At 72.0% G+C, this 20,270-nt stretch carries 18 protein-coding genes; 1 reads left to right on the top strand and 17 read right to left on the bottom strand.

Annotated features, from left to right (window positions below):
* Positions 1-73: 73 nt before the first annotated feature.
* The 13 genes from ASG91_RS10165 to ASG91_RS10105 form a co-directional block, all read right to left on the bottom strand.
* Complete coding sequence (locus ASG91_RS10165) at positions 74-2,761, bottom strand: hypothetical protein (RefSeq protein WP_056922526.1); 2,688 nt, start codon at positions 2,759-2,761, stop codon at positions 74-76.
* Between the two features lie 213 nt (positions 2,762-2,974).
* A complete protein-coding gene (locus ASG91_RS10160) occupies positions 2,975-3,235 on the bottom strand; it encodes a hypothetical protein (RefSeq protein WP_056922525.1) in 261 nt (86 codons plus the stop codon).
* 60 nt (positions 3,236-3,295) lie between these two features.
* Complete coding sequence (gene smc, locus ASG91_RS10155; protein WP_056922524.1) at positions 3,296-6,868, bottom strand: chromosome segregation protein SMC; 3,573 nt, start codon at positions 6,866-6,868, stop codon at positions 3,296-3,298.
* 249 nt (positions 6,869-7,117) lie between these two features.
* Entirely contained in the window at positions 7,118-7,444 is a 327-nt protein-coding gene (locus tag ASG91_RS10150; protein ID WP_056922523.1) for a chorismate mutase, read from the bottom strand.
* Positions 7,441-7,632 carry a hypothetical protein gene (locus tag ASG91_RS10145; RefSeq protein WP_056922522.1) on the bottom strand — a complete coding sequence of 64 codons (192 nt, stop codon included), beginning with the start codon at positions 7,630-7,632 and terminating at the stop codon, positions 7,441-7,443. Before ASG91_RS10145 ends, ASG91_RS10150 begins: the two co-directional genes overlap by 4 nt.
* Positions 7,633-7,835: 203 nt before the next feature.
* On the bottom strand, positions 7,836-8,132 hold the full coding sequence (locus ASG91_RS10140; protein ID WP_056922521.1) for an acylphosphatase: 297 nt from the start codon (positions 8,130-8,132) through the stop codon (positions 7,836-7,838).
* Between the two features lie 71 nt (positions 8,133-8,203).
* Positions 8,204-9,073, bottom strand: coding sequence for a bifunctional DNA-formamidopyrimidine glycosylase/DNA-(apurinic or apyrimidinic site) lyase (gene mutM / locus ASG91_RS10135; protein WP_056922520.1), 870 nt, complete (start codon positions 9,071-9,073; stop codon positions 8,204-8,206).
* 99 nt (positions 9,074-9,172) lie between these two features.
* Positions 9,173-9,934, bottom strand: coding sequence for a ribonuclease III (gene rnc, locus ASG91_RS10130; protein WP_056922519.1), 762 nt, complete (start codon positions 9,932-9,934; stop codon positions 9,173-9,175).
* Positions 9,935-9,987: 53 nt separating this feature from the next.
* A complete protein-coding gene (rpmF, locus tag ASG91_RS10125) occupies positions 9,988-10,182 on the bottom strand; it encodes a 50S ribosomal protein L32 (protein ID WP_056922518.1) in 195 nt (64 codons plus the stop codon).
* A 1-nt stretch (position 10,183) separates the two neighbouring features.
* Positions 10,184-10,771: a DUF177 domain-containing protein gene (locus ASG91_RS10120; RefSeq protein ID WP_056922517.1), complete on the bottom strand. Its 588-nt coding sequence runs from the start codon at positions 10,769-10,771 to the stop codon at positions 10,184-10,186.
* A gap of 194 nt (positions 10,772-10,965) precedes the next feature.
* Positions 10,966-13,023 carry an acyltransferase family protein gene (locus ASG91_RS10115; protein WP_371262046.1) on the bottom strand — a complete coding sequence of 686 codons (2,058 nt, stop codon included), beginning with the start codon at positions 13,021-13,023 and terminating at the stop codon, positions 10,966-10,968.
* A 52-nt stretch (positions 13,024-13,075) separates the two neighbouring features.
* The gene (gene coaD / locus ASG91_RS10110; protein WP_235545524.1) at positions 13,076-13,603 is read right to left on the bottom strand and encodes a pantetheine-phosphate adenylyltransferase; all 528 of its coding nucleotides are present in this window, start codon (positions 13,601-13,603) and stop codon (positions 13,076-13,078) included.
* A gap of 47 nt (positions 13,604-13,650) precedes the next feature.
* Positions 13,651-14,208 (bottom strand): hemerythrin domain-containing protein, encoded by a 558-nt coding sequence (locus ASG91_RS10105; RefSeq protein ID WP_056922723.1) that lies wholly within the window; start codon positions 14,206-14,208, stop codon positions 13,651-13,653.
* Positions 14,209-14,371: 163 nt separating this feature from the next.
* Here ASG91_RS10105 and ASG91_RS10100 point away from each other — a divergent pair, with 163 nt between their 5' ends.
* The gene (locus ASG91_RS10100) at positions 14,372-14,668 is read left to right on the top strand and encodes a hypothetical protein (protein ID WP_056922515.1); all 297 of its coding nucleotides are present in this window, start codon (positions 14,372-14,374) and stop codon (positions 14,666-14,668) included.
* A gap of 110 nt (positions 14,669-14,778) precedes the next feature.
* Here ASG91_RS10100 and rsmD read toward each other — a convergent pair whose 3' ends face one another.
* The 4 genes from rsmD to ASG91_RS10080 all read right to left on the bottom strand — a co-directional run bounded on the left by rsmD (position 14,779) and on the right by ASG91_RS10080 (position 20,204).
* Entirely contained in the window at positions 14,779-15,354 is a 576-nt protein-coding gene (rsmD, locus tag ASG91_RS10095; RefSeq protein ID WP_056922514.1) for a 16S rRNA (guanine(966)-N(2))-methyltransferase RsmD, read from the bottom strand.
* A gap of 25 nt (positions 15,355-15,379) precedes the next feature.
* Positions 15,380-16,156 (bottom strand): alpha/beta fold hydrolase, encoded by a 777-nt coding sequence (locus ASG91_RS10090; RefSeq protein WP_056922513.1) that lies wholly within the window; start codon positions 16,154-16,156, stop codon positions 15,380-15,382.
* 101 nt (positions 16,157-16,257) lie between these two features.
* The gene (locus ASG91_RS10085; protein ID WP_056922512.1) at positions 16,258-18,498 is read right to left on the bottom strand and encodes an ATP-dependent DNA helicase RecG; all 2,241 of its coding nucleotides are present in this window, start codon (positions 18,496-18,498) and stop codon (positions 16,258-16,260) included.
* Between the two features lie 2 nt (positions 18,499-18,500).
* Positions 18,501-20,204 (bottom strand): DAK2 domain-containing protein, encoded by a 1,704-nt coding sequence (locus ASG91_RS10080; RefSeq protein WP_056922511.1) that lies wholly within the window; start codon positions 20,202-20,204, stop codon positions 18,501-18,503.
* Between the last annotated feature and the right edge of the window lie 66 nt (positions 20,205-20,270).

Below are 20,270 nucleotides of genomic sequence, written 5' to 3'. Positions count from 1 at the left end.
CACCGCCCCGCGACACGATTCGAGGTGGGCGCCCCAGCGACCCGGCACGCCCACCCCGCCTCGTGCGGCAGCGCTACTGCGGCGCCGGGATGCTCCAGATGCCCCGACCGTGTGTCGCCGCGTAGAGGTTGCCGTCCGGCGCGGACTCGAGGTCCATCACCACCGTGAGCGGCAGGCCGGTGCCGAGCACCTGCCACGTGGTCGCACCCTTGGCCCGGTAGAAGGTGGCCAGGTCGGTGCCGAGGACGACCCCACCGTTGGCCAGCTGCTTCACCGTGCTCGCGGGCACGTCCGGCAGGTTGCCGCTCGTGTCGGTCCAGGTGGCTCCACCGTCGGTCGTCTCGTAGAGGTGACCGACGCCGGCCCCCGGGCCCTCGGTGAACCTGCGCGAGAAGCCGTTGATGGCGGCATACGCGTGCTGGGTGTTGGCCGGGTCGATGGTCAGGCCCTGGACGAACCGGTTGGGGAAGGTGGACGCCAGCGTGAGCTGGTGCCACGTCCCGCCGGCGTTGGTGGCGATACCACGGGTGAATCCGGTGTTGTTGCAGGGTCCGCACCAGGACACGTATGCGGTGCCGTCCTGCATCGAGACCGCCGTGGCCGAGTGCCCGGCGCCGAGGTCGAAGACCTTCTTCACCGCCGAGGCGTCGCGGGCGGCCCACACCTTCGGGACCGTGTAGACGAACTGGCCGCCGAAGATCGCGGTGTCCGGGTCGGCACCGTCGAGCCCGACCGGGGCGATGAACCGTGGGTTGGGGTCACCGGGGTCCAGCGACCAGCTGGTCGCCGTGGCCTCGCTCAGCGCGCCGGGGTTCGTGGCGCAGTTGTTGGTGACCTTCACGGCGAGGTAGACGTACTCCTGCAGCTGGTTGCAGCCCTGGCGCGGGTCGGCGGCACTGTCGCCACCGTCGCCGCCGAAGCCCGATCCCATCTCCGTGTCGCCGTTCGTGCCGTTCGGCGCGACCTTCCGCAGGTTCGACGTGCCGTTGTCCTGCAGACCGCCGGAGACGACGACCCCGCTGCCGGCGGTCTCCGTGCCGACGGAGACCGAGTAGTACTGCAGCGCGTCGAGGGTGCCGTCGGTCGAGGTCGACTCGAGGTCGGTGGCGTTCCCGTTGGCGTTCACCTGGCCGTTGACCGGACGACGGTAGACGCCGCCGTCGTTGCCGAAGAACACCACTGGAGTGCCGTTGCGGGTGCCGACGGCCACCGAGTGCTGGTCGGGGTGACCGGCCAGCGGGCAGGTGTTCTTGGAGTCCGCGATGTTCCAGCAAGGGAAGTAGAAGTTCCAGTACGGCGACACCGCGGACCAGTGGCTGCCGGCGTCCTTGGTCTCGAAGACCTCCTCCAGACCGGCCCACACGTGGTCGCGGTTGGCGGGGTCGACGGTGAGGAACTGGTTGTACCAGGCCTGCACGCCGACGCCGTAGCCCTTGCGGTCCAGCGCCGAGCCGCTGTTGTGCAGCTGCGCGGCGTCGGCGATCTTGTTCCACGGTCCCTTGGGCGAGCCGGTCTTCGACACGAAGATCCCCGCCAGCGACGAGGAGCCGCTGATCTTGCTGGGCTGCTGCACCAAGGCGTACAGCCGGTCACCGGTCTTGCTGAACGCGAACGTCGTGTACCCCACGTCGGAGGTGTTGGTGATGCTGCCGAGGGTCACCGACAGCTTGTGCCAGCCGGACGGCCCGGTGGTGAAGTCGTTGGTCTCGTAGAACCCGTTGTAGGCGTCGCCGGACCGCCAGCCGATGGCTGCCACGACGTGCTTGGGGTTCTTCGGGTCGACCGCGATGTCGTTGACGATGTTCTTGTATGCCGCGTCGGTGGGTCCCGAGGCGGTGTTGCCTCCCCAGTTCGACCCCGCCGGGACGAGGACGTTGCCGGCGTCGTCCTTGATCTCGGGCATCCAGCTGGGGTTGGGCGCGAAGCCGAACGTCCACGCGCCGGCCTTGCTCCCGGCCGCGTGGTACCAGATGCCGCGGTTGGTCGCGGCGAACACGGTCGAGCCGCCACCGAACCGGATCCGGCCGATGGTGGTCGACTCCAGCTCCTTGCCGCCGACCCGGTCGGTCGGGGCGAACGCGGCGGACGTCGGGCTACCGAGCCGGTAGACCCCGGCCCCCACGAACGAGGTGGCTCCGGTGTTGGACTCCCCGGTCGCGAACCACAGCGAGCCGTCGCCGGCCAGCTGGAGGTCGCCACCGCTCAGCGAGGGCAGGGTGTCGGCGATCGACGTCCACGCGCCACCACCCTGGGAGGAGCGCCAGACGCCGCCGTCGGCTCCCGCGGCATACACGTGGTTGGCGTTGTCGGCCGCCAGGCCGGTGATCCGGCCGGTCACGTGGCCGGCCCCGCCGGAGGAGTTGGAGTAGTAGTCGCGGTAGCGCGGGTCGTCGGCGTTGTAGGGGACCCCGGTGACCTCCTTCCAGGTGCCGGCCGAGTGGGTCAGGCCCTGGATCTGGGTGAAGGCGTTCCCGTAGGCGCCGGGTGCGACGACGCCGGGGGCAGTGCGCGCCTGGGCGAACTGCTCGGCGATCGTCACCGCCTCCTTGGACTCGTTCTGGGCCTCCGTCGGGTTGCCCCCGGCGATCATCAGGGCCTTCTCCATGACGGCGGCGTTGTAGTGACGGTCCCGCCACTGGTACTTCAGCCAGGCTTCGTTCAGCTCGTGCCGGCCGAGGAAGCCGGCGGCACCGCCGACGACCAGGGCCAGGCCGCAGCCGGCGGCGATGGTGCGGCGGGTGCGGGACGTGAGAGATGCCATCGGTGGGTCTCCTCCAGGGCGGGGTGGCCCCGGGGTCTGGGACCGCGCCCCAGCATCCTCGTGCGGACAGTCAGCGGCCCATGACAAATGTCATGGGTGGGGCCATGCGCGACGTACCTGACCTGCGCAGACACCCGACGACGAGAGCCGCTCCCCTCGTGATGGAAGCGGCTCCGAAAACCTTGCGCGTCCGACGCGCGGGTGACCCGGCGGTCAGCTGGCGCGGTGCTTGCCGATGTCCTCGGCGGTGGCGTTGGGGGTGATGGTGTCGGCGACCTTGTCCTTGGCCGTGACGATGGCGTCGCCGGTGGACTCGATGGTCGACACCGTCTTGTCCTTGACGGTCGCGATGAGCTCCTCGCCCTGCGGCGTGAGCAGCTCTCGACCCTCGCGTCGTGCCGGGATGGCGACCACGGCGACGACGGCAACGGCCAGGACGACGCAGACGAGCATGCCGATGATGAGGGGGACCATGCCTCCAAGGGTGCCCTGCCCGAGCGCCTTTGCTCAAATCGGCGCGCTAGCGCCGGGGTGCTACGCGCTCTGGGCAGCCACGTCCCGGATCCGCTGCGAGACCACAGTGGTCACGCCGTCACCACGCATCGACACACCGTAGAGGGCGTCGGCGACCTCCATGGTGCGCTTCTGGTGGGTGATGACGATGAGCTGGCTGGAGTCGCGCAGCTCCTCGAAGAGCGTGATCAGACGGCCCAGGTTGGCGTCGTCGAGCGCTGCCTCGACCTCGTCCATGATGTAGAACGGGCTGGGCCGCGCCTTGAAGATCGACACCAGCAGGGCCACGGCCACGAGGGACCGCTCGCCACCGGAGAGCAGCGAGAGGCGCTTGATCTTCTTGCCGGGCGGGCGGGCCTCGACCTCGATGCCGGTGGTGAGCATGTTGGCCGGGTCCGTGAGGGTGAGCTTGCCCTCGCCACCGGGGAAGAGTCGGCTGAAGACGCCCTCGAACTGCGCGGCCGTGTCGTGGAACGCCTCGGTGAACACCCGCTCGACCCGCTCGTCGACCTCGCGGACGATGTCGAGCAGGTCGCGCTTGGACTTCTTGAGGTCCTCGAGCTGCTCGGTGAGGAACTTGTGGCGCTCCTCCAGCGCGGCGAACTCCTCCAGTGCGAGCGGGTTGACGCGGCCGAGGGCACCGAGGGCACGCTCGGCCTTGCGCATCCGCTTCTCCTGGACCTCGCGCACGAAGGGCGCCGGCTCCGGGAGAGCGTCGGGGTCGTCGTCGGGACCGGCCACGAAGGGGACGAGCTGGTGGGGGCCGAACTCCTCCATCAGGGCGTCGGGGTCGATGCCCAGCTCCTCGACCGCCTTGGCCTGCATGGCCTCGATGCGCAGGCGCTGCTGGGTGCGCGCGACCTCGTCACGGTGGACGGTGTCGGTCAGCTCGCGCAGGTCGTCCTGGAGGACGGAGACCTCGCGTCGCACCTGGGTCAGGGCCTGGTCGCGCTCGGCGCGCTCCTGCTCGGCGGCGGCGCGCTGGCGGGCGGCGGTGTCGAGGGCGGTCGCGATGAGCGTGCTCGCGTATGCCGCGCCGCGCCGGACGGCCTCGGCCACCGTCGCCTCGCGCTTGCGCCGCTCCTGGCGGGCTGCGAGCCGCTGACGGGCAGCGAGCTCGTTGCGAGCCGCGCCCTCGAGCGAGTCGGCCCGACCCTTGAGGGCGCGGGCACGCTCCTCCTTGGTGCGCAACGTGAGTCGCAGCTCGGTCTCCGCGGTGCGGCCGCGGCTCGCCTCGAGCTCCAGCCGGTCGCGCTCGTCGGTGCTCGGGTCCTGCGACTCGGTCGGCTCCGCGCTGGCCTCGTCGAGGCGCTCGGTGAGCCCGGCCAGCTCGACCCGGTCGCTCTCGAGGGCCGCGGTGGCGTCGGCGATGGTGCGCTCGGTGCGCTCGGCCTCGGCCTTGGCGGAGCGCACGGTGGCCCCGAGGTGGCCGAGGCGCTCGGCCACGGCTGCCATCTTGGCGTCGGAGTCGTGGAGTCGCTCGAGGGCGGCCTCGACGTCGTCGTTGGCCACCCGCTGGCGCTCCTGCGCAGCGGTCAGCGCGAAGCGGGCCTGCTCGCCGCGCCGGGTCGCGTCGGCGACGCGGTCGCGGGTCTCGTCGACGGCCGACTGGATCTCGATGAGGCTGGGGGCGCTGCTGCTGCCGCCGCGGACGAAGCCGGGGGCGAACACGTCGCCGTCGGTGGTGACCGCGGTGATCCCCTCACCGCGTGAGGCGAGGGCCGCTGCGAGGGCGGGGTCTGCGACGAGGGCCACGCGGTCGAGCAGCTGCTCCACCGCGGGCCGCACAGTGGCGGGTGCCTCGACGACCTCGCGGGCCCAGACCGCCGAACCCTCGAGCACGGGCCAGGTGGACGGGTCGCTGGAGCGGGCGGTCTGCCCGACGAGGAAGGCAGCCCGGCCGGCGTCGTCGGCCCGCAGCGTGGTGAGGGCGCGAGCCGCGTGGTCGACGGACTCGACGGCGAGGGCGTCACCGGCCCAGCCGAGCGCCGCCGCGATGGCGGCCTCGTGGCCGCCCTTGACCTGGAGCAGGGAGGCGACCGACCCGACGATCCCGTGCCGGGAGTCGGCGGCGGCCAGCAGGGTGGCCGCGCCGTCCTTGCGGGACAGGCTGAGCTCGAGGGCCTCGAGCCGCGCGGCGCCACTGGTGCGGTCGCGCTCGGCGAGCCGCTCGGCCTCGCGGTGCTGCTCGACCTCGGCCTCGACCTGCTCGAGGACGGCAGCGGCCTTCTCGTAGGCGGAGTCGAGCCCCTCCTCGCCCTCTTCGTCGACGGCGACCGAGGCCTCGAGGGTCCGGAACTCCTGCTCCGCCGCGGCGGCGCGCTGGAGCGACTGCTCGATGACACCGCGCAGGCGGCCGATCTCCGCCTCTCCGGCCTCGAGCCGACTCCGGCGGGCGCCCACCTGACCGGCCAGCTTGGCCAGTCCCTCTCGTCGGTCAGCGGCCGCGCGGGCGAGGCGCTGGAGCCGCTGCTGCTCCGCGGCATACGCCTGCTCGGCGGCCTCGCGGGCCGCGACGGCGACCTCGAGCTCGGTCTTGGCCTCGCGCACCTCGGCGAGCAGGGCCTCTTCCTGCTTGCGCGCCTCGGCAGCCTGCGCGCGCAGCTCCTCGGGGTCACGGCCCGAGGTCTGCTCGTCGTGGGTGTCCTGGCTGAGCAGGCGCACGCGCTCGGCGGCGAGGGACTCGGTGGAGGTGAGCTTGTCGCGCAGCTGCTGCAGGCTGAACCAGCGCTCCTGCGCCCTGGCGAGCTCCGGCGCGGCGTCCTGGGCCTGCTGCTCGAGGGTGGCGAGCCGGCTGCGCAGCGTGGCCAGCCCCTCCTCGACCTCGGTGCGCTTGGCAACCAGGGCGGTCTCGTCGGCGACCTCCTGCTCGAGGGTCGACGTCAGCTGGACGAGGTCGTCGGCGAGCAGGCGCAGGCGGGCGTCCCGGGCGTCGGCCTGGATGACGGCGGCCTTGCGGGCGGCCTCGGCCTGGCGACCCAGGGGGCCGAGCTGGCGGCGGATCTCACCGGTGAGGTCGTTGACCCGGGTGAGGTTGGCCTCCATCGACTCGAGCTTGCGGAGCGCCTTCTCCTTGCGCTTGCGGTGCTTGAGGACGCCGGCCGCCTCCTCGATGAAGCCGCGCCGCTCCTCGGGGGTGGCGCGCAGCACGGCGTCGAGCTGGCCCTGGCCGACGATGACGTGCATCTCGCGGCCGATGCCGGAGTCGGAGAGCAGCTCCTGGACGTCGAGCAGGCGGCAGGACGTGCCGTTGATGGCGTACTCGGAGCCGCCGTTGCGGAACATCGTCCGCGCGATCGTGACCTCGGTGTAGTCGATCGGGAGCGCGCCGTCGGAGTTGTCGATGGTCAGCGCGACCTCGGCGCGACCCAGCGGCGCACGGCCGGACGTCCCGGCGAAGATGACGTCCTCCATCTTGCCGCCGCGCAGGCTCTTGGCGCCCTGCTCCCCCATCACCCAGGCGAGCGCGTCGACGACGTTGGACTTGCCCGAGCCGTTCGGCCCGACGATGCAGGTGATGCCCGGCTCGAGACGCATCGTGGTCGCCGAGGCGAAGGACTTGAAGCCCTTCAGGGTGAGGCTCTTGACGTACACGAGCGGGTCGGCTCCTGGTGAGATGCGGGGCTGTCTGACGGGACCGTCGAGGTCTGGGCCACCTTACCTGCGGTCGCGGCGTGGTCCCGGCACCTTCCGTCGCCCTGCGTTGCCTGTGCCTCATGTGACAGGAGTGGCCCCAGAGGTATGCCGCGCGCCCCTCTTCTCCGACTTCTGGCCATCCGTGCCGCACCGGACCCGCCAGACCCCGGCTCCCTGCCACACCAGTGGCCAGAAGTGGGGGCAGAGTCAGGAGCTGGCGATGGCCTCGTGGTGGTGGATGACCTCGGCGATCACGAAGTTGAGGAACTTCTCGGCGAACGTCGGGTCCAGCCCGGCCTGGTCGGCGAGGTCGCGCAGCCGCGCGATCTGGGCCTCTTCGCGCGCGGGGTCAGCGGGCGGCATACCCTCGCGGGCCTTGAGCTCACCCACCTGCTGGGTGCACTTGAAGCGCTCGGCGAGCAGGTGGATCAGGGCCGCGTCGATGTTGTCGATACTCGCACGCAGGCGCAGCAGATCGTCAGGGGTCGAACCAGTGGAACGGGACGAACCGGGCGTCGCTGCGGTCGAGCTCACCCGGCAATCGTAGGCACGCCGGCTGCGACGGCGTCGGGGTGTCTCAGATCTTCACGCAGCTTGTCGTTCTCGAGCTGCAGTCGCTCGACGAGGAACTCGAGGTCCCGCACCCGGCGACGCAGTTCGATGGTCTCGAGCATCAGTCGCGGGTCAGACGCCACGCGATAGCCCACCAGGGCCTTGGCCATGTCGACTCCTTCTCCGCAGACGTGGGGGTCGCGTCCGGCGGGTGCCCGATTCCGGCATCTCATCCGGCTTCTCGTCCGGGCATCTCTCAGAGTGACATCCGGACCACAGCCGGTCAATGCCGCAGCGGGCAAACTGCCGCAACCGCGCTCATTTCGCGCTCACTTCTCGACGCGCTGGTTTCGCGACGCGCTCCTCCACACGGTCACTTCTCCACAAAGCCGACCAGCCCGTCCTTGGGCGAACCCCAGGTGGTCACGCACTGGTGGACCTCGCCGGGCCGCAGGTGCTGGGAGGGACGCTCCTCGATCAGCGCGACCAGCTCACGGATCCGCTCCTCGTCGCCCTGGGCGACCACCTCGACGCGGCCGTCGCCGGCGTTGCGGGCGTGACCGACGAGGCCGAGCTCGAGCGCCCGGGCGCGGGTCCACCAGCGGAACCCGACCCCCTGCACCCGACCGTGCACCCAGACGACCGCCCTGGCCGGACCGTTGTGATCCATGCTCACCACCCTCTCGGTTCAGTTGTACAACCGCGCGACCCCCGCTGTCAGCAGCAGGGTCTGCAGCCGGCTCAGCCGCGGCGGGGTCGGGGACGGGGCTGGCACCTCGGGCACGAGAACGACGAGCGGTTCATGAAGGCCTCGCGCCGGATCAGCGTGCCGCAGCGGTCGCACGGACGACCCTCCTGCCCGTACGCGTGCAGCGACCGGTCGAAGTAGCCTGACGCCCCGTTGACGTTGACGTACAACGCGTCGAAGCTCGTCCCGCCCTCACCCAGGGCCGCGAGCATCACGTCGTGGGCGTGGTCGAGCACCCGCGACAGGGTCGGCTTGGTGAGCGACGAGCAGAGCCGCTCGCCGTGCACCTGCGCCCGCCAGAGGGCCTCGTCGGCATAGATGTTGCCGATCCCGGCGACGAGGGTCTGGTCGAGCAGCGCCCGCTTCACGGCGGAGTCGCGGGACTTCATCCGGCGCACGACGGCGGCCTGGTCGTAGCCCGCCTCGAACGGGTCGGGGGCGATGTGGGCGATCGTCTCGGGGACCAGGTCGTCGGTCAGCTCGGCCAGCGCCATCCCCCCGAACGTCCGCTGGTCGACGAAGCGCAGCTCGGGTCCGCGGTCGGCGAAGGTGAGCCGCGCGTGCAGGTGCTTCTCCTCCGGCGCGTCAGCCGCCTCGACGAGCAGCTGCCCGCTCATGCCGAGGTGCGCGATCAGCCCCTGTCGGTGGCCGTCGGGGGCGCGCAGCACCAGCCACAGGTACTTCCCGCGTCGACGGGCCTGCTCGATGTGGTTGCCGGCGAGCTGGTCGGCGAGGTCGAGCGGGCCGGGCAGGTGGCGGCGGGCCACTCGCTCGCCGCGGAACTCCGCGACATCGATCGTGCGCCCGACCACGTGGTCGGCCAGACCACGGCGGACCACCTCGACCTCGGGCAGCTCGGGCATGGGGCAACTCAAGCATGCGGGCCCGACACCCGTGCGGGCCGGCCTGGTCTGACGTGGGGTATGCCGTGGGGTATGCCGTGGGGTATGCCGCGTGCTCGCCTAGGAGGGCGAGCCCGCCACGGCCTCTTCGTCGACCGACGCGGTGGGGTCGCCGGGGAGGTCGGCCGCGCGCGCCGTCAGGGCCCGCCAGGCCAGCTCGGCGGCGCGCTGCTCGGCTTCCTTCTTGGACCGGCCGCTGCCGGCCCCCAGGACCTCGTCGCCGACGACGGCGCGGGCGTGGAACGTCTTCTCGTGGTCGGGACCCTCTTCGTCCACGCGGTACTCGGGCACGCCCTTGGCCGTGGCGGCGGACAGCTCCTGGAGGCTGGTCTTCCAGTCGAGCCCGGCGCCGAGCGTGGCGCTGGCGGCCATCAGCGGGTCGAGCAGGTGGTGCACCAGCCGGGCCGCCGCGGGCATGCCGCAGGACAGGTAGACCGTCCCGATCACGGCTTCCATCGTGTCGGCCAGGATCGAGGCCTTGTCGCGACCCCCGGTGCTCTCCTCACCCCGGCCCAGCATCACGTGGTCGCCCAGACCCAGGGTGCGGGCCACGTCGGCGAGCGCACGCATGTTGACCACGGCGGCACGCAGCTTGGCGAGCTGGCCCTCGGGCAGGTCGGGGTGGGTGGCGTAGAGGGTGTCGGTGACGACCAGCCCCAGCACCGAGTCGCCGAGGAACTCGAGGCGCTCGTTGTTGGGGAGTCCGCCGTTCTCGTACGCGTACGAGCGGTGCGTGAGGGCACGCAGAAGCAGCGACTCGTCGATCGTCCCACCCACCACCTCGGTGAGGTGCTGGACGAAGCCGTCGACGGGCCGCTGCATCGCGCTGTCCCCGGTCGGGGACTGAGGAGTACTCACGCGAGGTTCAGACCGACTCAGCCCTGGTGCTCGGTGCGCTCGGCCGGCGTGTAGTGACGGCCCTTGTAGGTGCCACAGGACGGGCAGGCGATGTGGGGCTGCATGGCAGCCTTGCACTGCGGGCACGTGGTGAGCGTGGTCGCCGTCGCCTTCCAGTTCGCACGACGCGAACGGGTGTTGGAGCGCGACGTCTTCCGCTTCGGGACAGCCACGTCAGTTCCTCTTCTCTTCGGTGTTGCTCTGGGTGGTGTCGGGGGACAGCGCGCTGAGCGCGGCCCACCGGGGGTCAAGCACTTCGTGGTGGTGCTCGGGGTCGTCCGCCAGGTGGGCTCCACACTCGGAGCACAGGCCCGGACAGTCTTCCCGGCACACGGGCTGGAACGGCAGTGCTGGCACCACCGTGTCCACGAGCACGGGCTCGAGGTCGAACAGGTCGCCCTCCAGCACGTGCTCCTCGGTCTCGTCGTCGTCCGCGCCCACCTCACGGTGGTGGGCCGCGCGATCGGCGTAGGCGAACAGCTCCTGGAAGTGTCCGTCAACCTCGTGGCTGACGGGATCCAGGCACCGCACGCAGGCGCCGGTTGCCGTGGCTCGGGCCGAGCCGGTGACCAGCACGCCCTCGACGACGGACTCGAGCCGGAGCTCCAGCTCGATCGGGGACCCTTCCGGGACCGCGATGACGTCCGTGCCGAAGTCGGCAGGTGCCTCGACGGTGCGCTGGAGGCGTTCCATGGAACCGGGTCGCCGACCGAGGTCCGTGGTGTCGAAGACCAGCGGCGATCGGGGGTTCAGGTGTTCCATGGCTCCAGCAGACGTCGAGTGACTCGGACTTCACCTCGGGCGAGGACAAGACCGACGCACGAGATTACCGGAGCACGGGCCACTCCCCCAAATGCGCGGGTAGGCCGTCCCACCCGCAGCCGCCCTGTTGGAAGCGAAACTGCCGGAATCCCGGAAGTTTCGCTTCCAACAGAGGGGCTGATCGTGGGCCCGGTTCAGCGTGTCACAGCTGCCGGGACGGCGCGGTCCAGCGCTGCCCCCAGTACGGGGGCCAGGGTCCGCACGTAGGTGGCCGTCAGGTGGTCGCCGGCGCGGTGGATCGACACGTTCCCGATCGCCACAGGGCACCGCTCCACCGGGCAGATCCACGGGGTGAGGTCGACCAGCGGGGTGCCCGAGGAGGCCGCCGCCGCGCGCTGGGCGGGCAGCCCGCTGCCGGCCACGGCGGACGCCCGGTCGAAGGCGCACCGGGTCAGCTGGCGCGGGTGGCGGGCGGTGCACACGTCGAGGTCGTCGGGCGAGAGCGGGCTGTCCCCCAGCACCACGACCGGCACGCCGTCGTCGCGCAGCTGCCCCCAGCGGGTCGCGAGCCCCGAGACCAGTGCCGTCCGGGTGGCGTGCGCGCCGTCCCAGGCCGACGCGGCATACCCGGAGGTGAGGAGGAGGTCGGGCGGGTCCGCGCGCAACCGGTCGGCGACCCGCCGGTTCCACTCGTCGCAGGCGGGGTAGGGCCGGCCCTCGTTCTGGGCATGACCGGCCGCCAGCGCGCAGGAGGACTTGCCGTAGGTCACGACCCGCCAGCCACGGTCGGAGGCCAGCCGCTCCAGCGCGGGCAGCCACTGCATGGCCTTGGAGTCGCCGACGAGGGCCACCGTGGTCTGGCCGTCGGCGACGCCGAACTCGCAGGCCACCGGCTCCTCGACCAGCCGGTCCACCTGGCAGCGGTCGACGTCGGCGGCGGGGCGGTCCTGGCCGGCGAGCTGCGGGTCAGGGGTGAGCCAGCCCCAGTCGTCGACGGCATACGCCGCTGGGTCGGTGCTCGGCGGTGACGAGAGGGTCATGGCGCCGAGCGCGTCGACCGAGGGTCGGGCGCCGGCCACCGGCGTCGTGCGGAACGGCGATGCCGCGGCGACGAGCGGCAGGGCCGCGAACGCCCCCACGGCCGACAGGGCGACGCCGAGCGCGAGCACCGGACGGGTGCGGGCGGCCAGCGCCCGGCTGTGGTGGATCGGGCTCTCGAGGAACCGGTGGCTGGCCCACGCCGGCAGCAACGACACGGCCAGCACCAGCACCCGCTGGGTCGTCGTGATCCCGTCGAGGGCCCACTCGGTCAGCACCAGCGAGGGCCAGTGCCAGAGGTAGATCGAGTAGGACAGTCCCCCGACCCACACCATCGGCGCGCTGCCGAGCACCCGCACCGGCCCGCCCGGGGCACCCGACCAGCCGACGAGCAGCACCGCCGCCGCCCCCACCGTCGGGACCAGGGTCCAGGGTCCGGGCGTGGTCGCACCGGCCGGCAGCCAGACCGCCGACCCGATGACGGCGGCGAGCCCGACCCACCCGAGCACGGCCCACGCCACCGCGGCCTTCCCGCCGTCGGCGTCCTCGGGCGCTTCGGTATGCCGGGTGCTCGCCTCCCTGCCGGCGCACCAGACCGCGAGCGCCGCACCCACGCCGAGCTCCCACGCCCTCGTCGTGGTGACGAAGTACGCGCGGTCCGGGTCGACGTGACCCAGCCACACGGCATATCCGAAGGACGGCACGGCGATCGCGGCGAGGAGGCCGGCCACGACGCCCACGCCGGGTGGGCGGCCCAGCCGCTTCAGGACCAGGGCGAGCGCGATCAGGGCGAGGGGCCACACCACGTAGAACTGCTCCTCGACGGCGAGCGACCAGAAGTGCTGGACCGGGGAGGGGATGCTGTCGGAGGCGAGGTAGTCGACGGCGCGGCGGGCGAACACCCAGTTCACGACGTACAGCGCCGCGCCGGCGACGTCGGTGCCGATGTCGCGCCGCCGTAGGCCGGGCACGACGAACCAGGCGACCAGCGCGGTCACGACGAGGACGAGGATCGCTGCCGGGAGCAGCCGCCGGATCCGTCGGCCGACGAACCGGGCCCAGCTGATCGTGCCCGTGGTGACCAGCTCGCGCACGAGGATGCCGGTGATGAGGAAGCCGGAGATGACGAAGAAGACGTCGACCCCGAGGAAGCCGTTCGGGAGCGGCAGGCCTGCGTGGTAGAGCACGACGAGGAGGACGGCGACGGCGCGCAGCCCTTCGATGTCGGGCCGGAAGCGTGCCGTCCGGGGGTCCGTCGAGGTCAGGTCAGCGCTCCTGCAGGCGGGCCAGCAGCGCGTCCCGCACGCGGTCGCTGACCAGCCCTGAGATGTCGCCGCCGTGCGCCGCGACCTCCTTGACCAACGAGCTAGAGATGTGTTCGAGGCTCGGGTCGCCCGGGAGGAAGACGGTCTCGATCCCGGTGAGGTGGCGGTTCATCAGGGCCATCGGCAGCTCGTAGGCGAAGTCGGTGCCACCTCGCAGGCCCTTGACGATCGCGCTCGCCCCGACCTCGCGGGCGACGTCGACGAGGAGGCGACCGGCGAAGAGCTCGACGCGGACGTTTCCGAGGTCGTCGCACGTGTCGATGATGAGGTCGCGGCGCTCCTGCGGGCTGAACGTGCCTCGCTTGGCCGGGTTGTGCAGCACGGCGACGACGACCTCGTCGTAGAGGGCCGCCGCCCGCCGGATGACGTCGGTGTGGCCGAGCGTCACCGGGTCGTAGGAGCCAGGGCACACGCACCGCCGGGCCCCCACCTGCACGGGCCCGGCCTGTGTGGTCTCAGCGCTGCTCACACGGGAACGCTAGCAGCGCGGCCCTGCCCGTCGAGCTCCGTTGCCGGCTACTCGTCCTCCTCCTCGTCGGCGGGGAGCAGGCCCTCCTTGTGGGCACGGGCCACGATCTTGCGGACGTTGGTGATCGACCCGGCCCCCTCGTCCAGCAGCTCGTTGCGGCGGGTCGCCCACGCGACGCCGAGGTCCTGGCGGACCTGCTCCGACACGTCCTCACGGGCCGGGTTGAGGATGGTCTGCTCCTCCTCACCGATGTGGTGGTTGAGGGCTTTGGCGAGCGCCTCGACCGCATCGTCGAACTTCTGCGTGTCGGTGCCCTTGCACTCCAGCAGGGCGAGGAGGGCTTCGTTGCCCTCGGCGTGCTCCTCCTCGCCGTGCTCGGCCTCGTGCGCGGTGATGGCGCGCTTGCTCTTCAGCTGGTTGTACACCTTCTCCTCCTCGGCCTCACCGTGGGCGATGAGCACGTTGGACAGAGCCTCGCGGGCGGTCTCGCGGTCGGCCGTGGCGTCCCGCAGGTCGCGCAGGAGGGCTTCGAAGAGGCGGTGGTCGTTGAGGATCAGTTCGACGACATCGCCGTCGATGGGTCGGGGGATCTCGTAGTGCGTCATCCCCATACCCTCTCCCACCTGCGCTGATGTCACATCTCGGGGGTAGTGCGAGGTGGCGGTCCCACCCAGCGGACACCCGTTTTGGTGTCCGCGCGGTGGGTGCGACACGGTGGAGGGGTCCTGACCTCAATCGCCTGACTCATCGGCAACGAAGGAGAGCCCCATGCTCACCCTGACCGAGAACGCCAGCACGATCGTGAAGACCCTCGTCGACCAGAACCTCAGCACCGAGGACGCTGGTCTGCGGTTCAGCCAGGAGGGCGTCGACTCCGGCGGCCTGACCGTCACCACCGCCGAGGAGGCGCTGCCCGGCGACGCCGTCGTCGAGCAGGATGGCGCGAAGGTCTACCTCGACGAGACCGCCGCCGTCGCCCTGGGCGACCAGGTGCTCGACGCCGCGGTCGACGAGACGGGCGGGGTGCAGTTCAGCCTCCTGCCGTCCTCCTCCCCCACGGTCTGACCGACCCGGCACCCTGACAGAGCCCGACCGCGGTGCGGTCGGGCTCTGTCACGTCCGCGTCCGGGTCGCCGCGAGGCGACCACGTCAGGCGACTGCGTCAGGCGACTGCGTCAGGCGACGACGTCAGGGGTGCGTGGGCCCGCGAACCAGATCTTCGTCTCGCCGTAGCGGCGCTCGCCCTCACGCTCGAGGACCTCGGGCCAGGCCGGCTCCGGTGAGCGGGCCGAGCGTTCGACGACCACGAGCGCGTCAGGGGCGAGCCAGCCACCGGTCGTCAGCGCGGTGAGGTCGGCGGTGAGCGCCTCCTCGCTGAGCTCGTACGGCGGGTCGAGGAAGACCAGGGTCTGCGGCTCGGGGGGCGGCGTCGCCAGCACCCGCTGCACGGTCGCGTGCCGGACCGTTGCTCCCGGTATGCCGAGGGCGTCGGCGTTCTGTCGGGTCACCTTCGCGGCAGCCTTGTCCGACTCGACGAGCAGGACCGTCACCGCTCCGCGGCTGGCTGCTTCGAGGCCCAGAGCTCCTGAACCGGCATACAGGTCAACGACCCTCGCCCCGACGAGCACCTCGAGGTGCTCCAGCCGCGAGAACAGCGCCTCACGGACGCGGTCGCTCGTGGGCCGGGTGCCGGAGCCCGACGGGGTGGTGAGCCGCATGCCTCCGGCCCGGCCGCTGATGATGCGCGTCACGGCGGCAAGGTAGCAGTGGCGTGGGTCAGGGTGCGTGCACCGTCGGGTCGTCGCGCAGGACGTCGAGCAGCAGGGCGAGAACGGCGTCCGGGCGCTCGAGGGCGGGCAGGTGTCCGGCCCAGTCGAGCTCGACCGTCTCCGCCCCGGGGATCTGCTCGCCCAACAGCGCGGCCACCTCACCGAAGTGGTCGAGGTCGTGGGCCCCCGACACCACGACGGTGGGCACGGCGATGGCCGTGGGATCCACCTCGACGCGGCGCGGTTCGGGCCCGGGATCGGCCAGGTCGGCGGCGATCTGGACATCGAAGGCCCGCTTCTGCATGAGCGTCAGCAGGGCCCGCGCCGCGGAATCGCCTTCGGGGCCCAGGAAGGTGTCGACGTTGAGGGCGACCGCTCCGTCGACGTCACCGGCCTCGAGCAGCCGGTCCTCCTCGGCGCCGAACGCCTTCACGCTGTCGGTCGGCTCCAGCCCGCGGTAGGCGGTGCACATCAGGACCAGCGAGGACACCCTCGCCGGGTGAAGCGTGGTCAGCTCCATCGCCACCCGCCCGCCGAACGACGACCCCACGACCGCGGCGTCGACGACCCCGAGCGAGTCCAGTAGGGCGTCCACGTCGTCGGCATCCGCGTAGGGCCCGGGCGGCTGCGGGGTCTGCCCGAAGCCCCTCAGGTCCGGTCTGATCACCCGGAACGTGTGCGCCAGCGCCGGTGTGATGGCGTCCCACATCCTGCGGTCGGCCACCCCCGCATGCAGGAGCACGACCGCGGGACCGGAACCTTCGTCGTCATGCGAGAGCAGCATCCATCGAGCGTATTGCGCCGCGGGCCAACCGCGCCCCTCCATATCTCGACGTTGGCGCGCTGCTACGACACTGCTCGCTCCGGGCGAGCAGTGTCGTAGTCCTAGCCTCGGTCGAGGAAGGCTGCCTGCTCGGCGTCGACCCGCTCGGCCACGGCCTTCGCCAGCTCCGGGTGCTCGGTGAGCTCGGGGTCGGCCGCGACCAGCTCGGCGGCGTCCTCGCGCGCCTGCAGGATCACCTCTTCGTCCCGCACGAGCGAGAGGAACCGGAAGCTCCCCCGACCCATCGCCCGTCCGGACCGGCCGCCCCCGCTCTGCCGTCCGCTGAGGACGTCGCCGGTGCCACGCAGCTCGAGGTCGAGCCGGGCCAGCTCGAAGCCGTCGTTGGTGGCTGCCACCGCTTGGAGTCGCTCGACCGATGCCTCCGCCTCGGACGACGTCATGAGCAGGCACAGTCCGGGGTGGACACCACGGCCGACGCGGCCGCGCAGCTGGTGCAGCTGCGAGACCCCGAACCGGTCGGCATCCACGACGACCATCACTGTGGCGTTGGGGACGTCGACACCGACCTCGATGACGGTGGTGGAGACCAGGACGTCGATGCGCCCCGCCGTGAACGCGCTCATCACCGCGTCCTTGTCCTCCGGGGCCATCCGGCCGTGCAGGACCGCGATCGAGAGACCCGCGAGGGCGGGGTTCGCGCGCAGGGTGGCCTCCACGGCATACACGCTCGCCATCTCGCGCGGCGGAGCGGCGACCTCGCCCTCGTCGCCGTCCTCGTCGGTGGGGGCGAAGACGCCGGAGATCTCCTCCTCGTCAGCCGTGGCCGCGGAGCCGGCGGCCCGGGAGTCGCCGTCCCCGATCCGCGGACAGACGACGTAGGCCTGCCGCCCCGAGCGCACCTCCTCCGCCACTCGCTCCCAGGTGCGCTGCACCCACGCGCCCCGGTCGGCGGGCACGACGTGCGTCACGATGGGTGAACGGCCCCGAGGAAGCTCGGCCAGGGTCGAGGTCTCCATGTCGCCGAAGACCGTCATGGTCACGGTGCGCGGGATCGGCGTCGCCGTCATGACGAGCACGTGAGGGGGCTGTGATCCCTTCTCCCGCAAGGCATCTCGCTGCTCCACGCCGAAGCGGTGCTGCTCGTCGACGACGACCAGCGCGAGGTCCTGGAACTGCACCTTCTCCTGGATCAGCGCGTGTGTCCCGATGACGATGCCGGCGTCGCCGCTGGCTGCCTGCAGGAGGTTCTCGCGACGCGCCGCGGTGGCCTGGCTCCCGGTGAGCAGCGCCACCCTGGTGCCGATGTCGCTGCCGCCGAGGAGGCCACCCTCGGCGAGGTCGCCCAGCATCGTCGTGATCGAGCGATGGTGTTGTGCCGCAAGGACTTCCGTCGGGGCGAGCAGCGCCGCCTGGCCGCCGGAGTCGATCGCGGCGAGCATGGCGCGCAGCGCGATGATCGTCTTGCCTGACCCGACCTCGCCTTGGAGCAGGCGGTTCATGGGCACATCCCTGGCGAGCTCCTCGGCCAGCGTGGCGCCAACGGCCTTCTGCCCGTCGGTGAGCTCGAACGGCAGCCGCGCGTCGAAGGCCGCGAGCAGGCCACCCGCCCGAGGAGTGCGCGCCACGGTGCGGTCGGCGGCCTGCCGTGCCCGCCGCTGGGCGAGGAGGGTCTGGAAGACCAGTGCCTCCTCGTAGCGCAGCCGCTGCCTGGCCCGCTGCACCTCGGGGAAGGCCTTGGGGACGTGGATGCCGCGCAGGGCCTCGAGCCGCTCGGGCAGCCCGTGTCGCCTGCGCAGGTTCGCCGGCAGCGGCTCGGGCACCTCCTCGAGGTGGTCGAACACGATCCGCACGCACTCGGCGACGGTCCAGTTCTGCAGTCCCTTGACCTGGAGGTAGACGGGGATCGGCCCGCGGTCGGTGGCGGCGACGCCGAGGTCGCCGCCCTCGACGAGCTGGTAGGCGGGGTGGGCGAGCTGCCACTTCTTGCCGTACATCCCGACCGTGCCGGCGAACACTGCCCGGACACCGGGCACCAGCGCGTCCTTGTGTCCCCATGCCTTGAAGAACACGAGGTCGACGTCGTTGCGACCATCGGTGATCGTCACCGTGAGCATCTCGCCGCGACCGCTCTTGGGTCGTCGCGTAGCCGCGGTCTTCACCTCGGCGACGGCCACGACGTACTTGCCCATGTGCAGGTCGGACAGGTCGGAGGTGTGCTCGAGGTAGCGACGCGGCCAGAACTCCAGGAGGTCGCCGACCGTCACGAGGTCACGGTGCTTGGCGAGGTTGCCAGCTGTCCGCACGCCGAGCAGCTTGTCCAGCTTGGTGCGCTCGTCGACCACGCCTACTCGACCCCGAGCAGCAGTGGGTAGTGCGGCTGGCCCCCGTCGATGACGCTGACCTCGACGTCTCGGTGGCCCCGCTCGATCCGCGCCCCGAGGCCCTCGGCCAGTCCCTCGGGTGCGTCGACACCCCCGATCACGGTGACGATCTCGCCCCCGCTGCTGAGCAGCCGCGCCACCACCTCGACGGCCACCTCCTCGAGGTCGGACCCCACGATGACGACGTCACCGGCCACGGCGCCCAGCACGTCGCCGGGCTCGCAGGGGCCGGCACTCGTGAGGGCCTGCTTGCTGGCGACCGCCACCGCGCCGTGGCGGGTGGCCGCGGCGGCGTGCGACATCTGCGCGGCGTTGCGGGAGGCGGAGGCCGTCGCGTCGAAGACGGCGAGCGCGGCCAGGCCCTGCACGGCCGTCCGCGAGCGGACGACGTGCAGGGTGATGCCCTCCTGCTCGGCCGCGCTGGCGGCCGCCTCGGCCGCCAGCACCGTGTCACCGTCGTTGGGGAGGACGATGACCTCGAGGGCGTGCGCCGCGCGGGCCGCGTCGAGGAGCTGGCCGGCGGAGGCGCGACGACCCGGTCCGCTGGACACGACGACCGCACCGGCGTCCTCGAACACCTCGGCCAGCCCGGGACCGGCCGCGCAGGCGACCACGGCCACCGTGGCTGCTGGCGTCGCGCGAGCGATCTGGTCAGCGCCACCACCCTGAACAGAAAAATGCGTGACCCGCACCCGGTAGGGGCGACCGGCGTCGATGCCCGCCTCCACGGCCGCACCCACGTCGTCGACGTGCACGTGGACGTTCCACAGGTCCGGTCCGCCGACCACCAGCAGTGAGTCGCCGAGCCCGTCGAGGGTCGCCGTGAGGGTGGCCACCCGCTCCTCGTCGCTGTCCCGCAGCAGGTACATCACCTCGTAGGCCGGGCCGCCCACGACGAGGTCGCCGTCACCGGTGGGCGCTCCCCCCGCCGCGCCGATCGGCTCGACCACGCCACCGACCTGGCTCCAGTCCTCGCGACGGCGCATCGAGTCGTCGGCGAACACCTCCATGCGCTCACCCACGTGCGTGCCGTCCTGGTGCACCACTCGCGCAAGCGCCTCGAGCAGCAGCAGGTAACCGGCCGCGCCCGCGTCGACGACGCCGGCGCGCTCCAACGCCGGGAGCTGGGCAGTCGTGGCCCGCAGGGCCTCGGTCGCCGCGTCGAGGGCGTCCTCGGCCACGGCCACGAGCCCGCGGTCGACAGCGGCGGCTCCGGCCGCCGCGGCCGCCCGGGCCACCGTCAGGATCGTTCCCTCCGCGGGGCGGGTGACGCTCGCGTAGGCGCGCTGGCTGGCGCGCTCGAGGCCGTCGGCGATGGTCTCGGCACCCGCCTCGTCCTTGCCGGACTCGGCGATCGCCTCGGCGAACCCGCGCACGAGCTGGCTCAGGATCACCCCGGAGTTCCCGCGCGCGGTCAGCAGCAGCGAGCGGGCCAGCGCCGAGCACTCCTGCGCCAGGGTGGCCGCCCCGAGGATGCCGGCCTTCTCGTGCTCGGTGCGGACCGAGTCGAGGGCGGCGTCGAGACTGAGGTAGAGGTTGGTGCCGGTGTCGCCGTCCGGGACGGGGTAGACGTTGAGCGCGTCGATCTCGGCCCGCCGCGCGGCGAAGGCGGCGCGAGTGAGCACGGCCCATCGCCTCGCGTCCACAGCGGTGAGGGCTTCGAGCACGGTGGCAGGCTAGCCGCAGACGCCGTCACGAGCCCCGTTTTGGCCGTTGCGCCACACCTCGGCTAC

This window comes from Phycicoccus sp. Soil802 (genome assembly GCF_001429605.1).
GTDB lineage: Bacteria > Actinomycetota > Actinomycetes > Actinomycetales > Dermatophilaceae > Pedococcus.
The sequence above is the reverse complement of the archived record's forward strand: the minus strand, read 5'-3'. Positions and strand labels throughout refer to the sequence as shown.

Coding starts and splice junctions, on each gene's coding strand:
- ASG91_RS10100 (WP_056922515.1), top strand. CDS start 14,372: ATGCTCACCCTGACCGAGAACGCCAGCACGATCGTGAAGACCCTCGTC.
- ASG91_RS10140 (WP_056922521.1), bottom strand. CDS start 8,132: ATGGATCACAACGGTCCGGCCAGGGCGGTCGTCTGGGTGCACGGTCGG.
- ASG91_RS10165 (WP_056922526.1), bottom strand. CDS start 2,761: ATGGCATCTCTCACGTCCCGCACCCGCCGCACCATCGCCGCCGGCTGC.
- ASG91_RS10160 (WP_056922525.1), bottom strand. CDS start 3,235: ATGGTCCCCCTCATCATCGGCATGCTCGTCTGCGTCGTCCTGGCCGTT.
- ASG91_RS10105 (WP_056922723.1), bottom strand. CDS start 14,208: ATGACGCACTACGAGATCCCCCGACCCATCGACGGCGATGTCGTCGAA.
- ASG91_RS10120 (WP_056922517.1), bottom strand. CDS start 10,771: ATGGAACACCTGAACCCCCGATCGCCGCTGGTCTTCGACACCACGGAC.
- rnc (WP_056922519.1), bottom strand. CDS start 9,934: ATGCAGCGGCCCGTCGACGGCTTCGTCCAGCACCTCACCGAGGTGGTG.
- ASG91_RS10090 (WP_056922513.1), bottom strand. CDS start 16,156: ATGCTGCTCTCGCATGACGACGAAGGTTCCGGTCCCGCGGTCGTGCTC.
- ASG91_RS10145 (WP_056922522.1), bottom strand. CDS start 7,632: ATGGCCAAGGCCCTGGTGGGCTATCGCGTGGCGTCTGACCCGCGACTG.
- mutM (WP_056922520.1), bottom strand. CDS start 9,073: ATGCCCGAGCTGCCCGAGGTCGAGGTGGTCCGCCGTGGTCTGGCCGAC.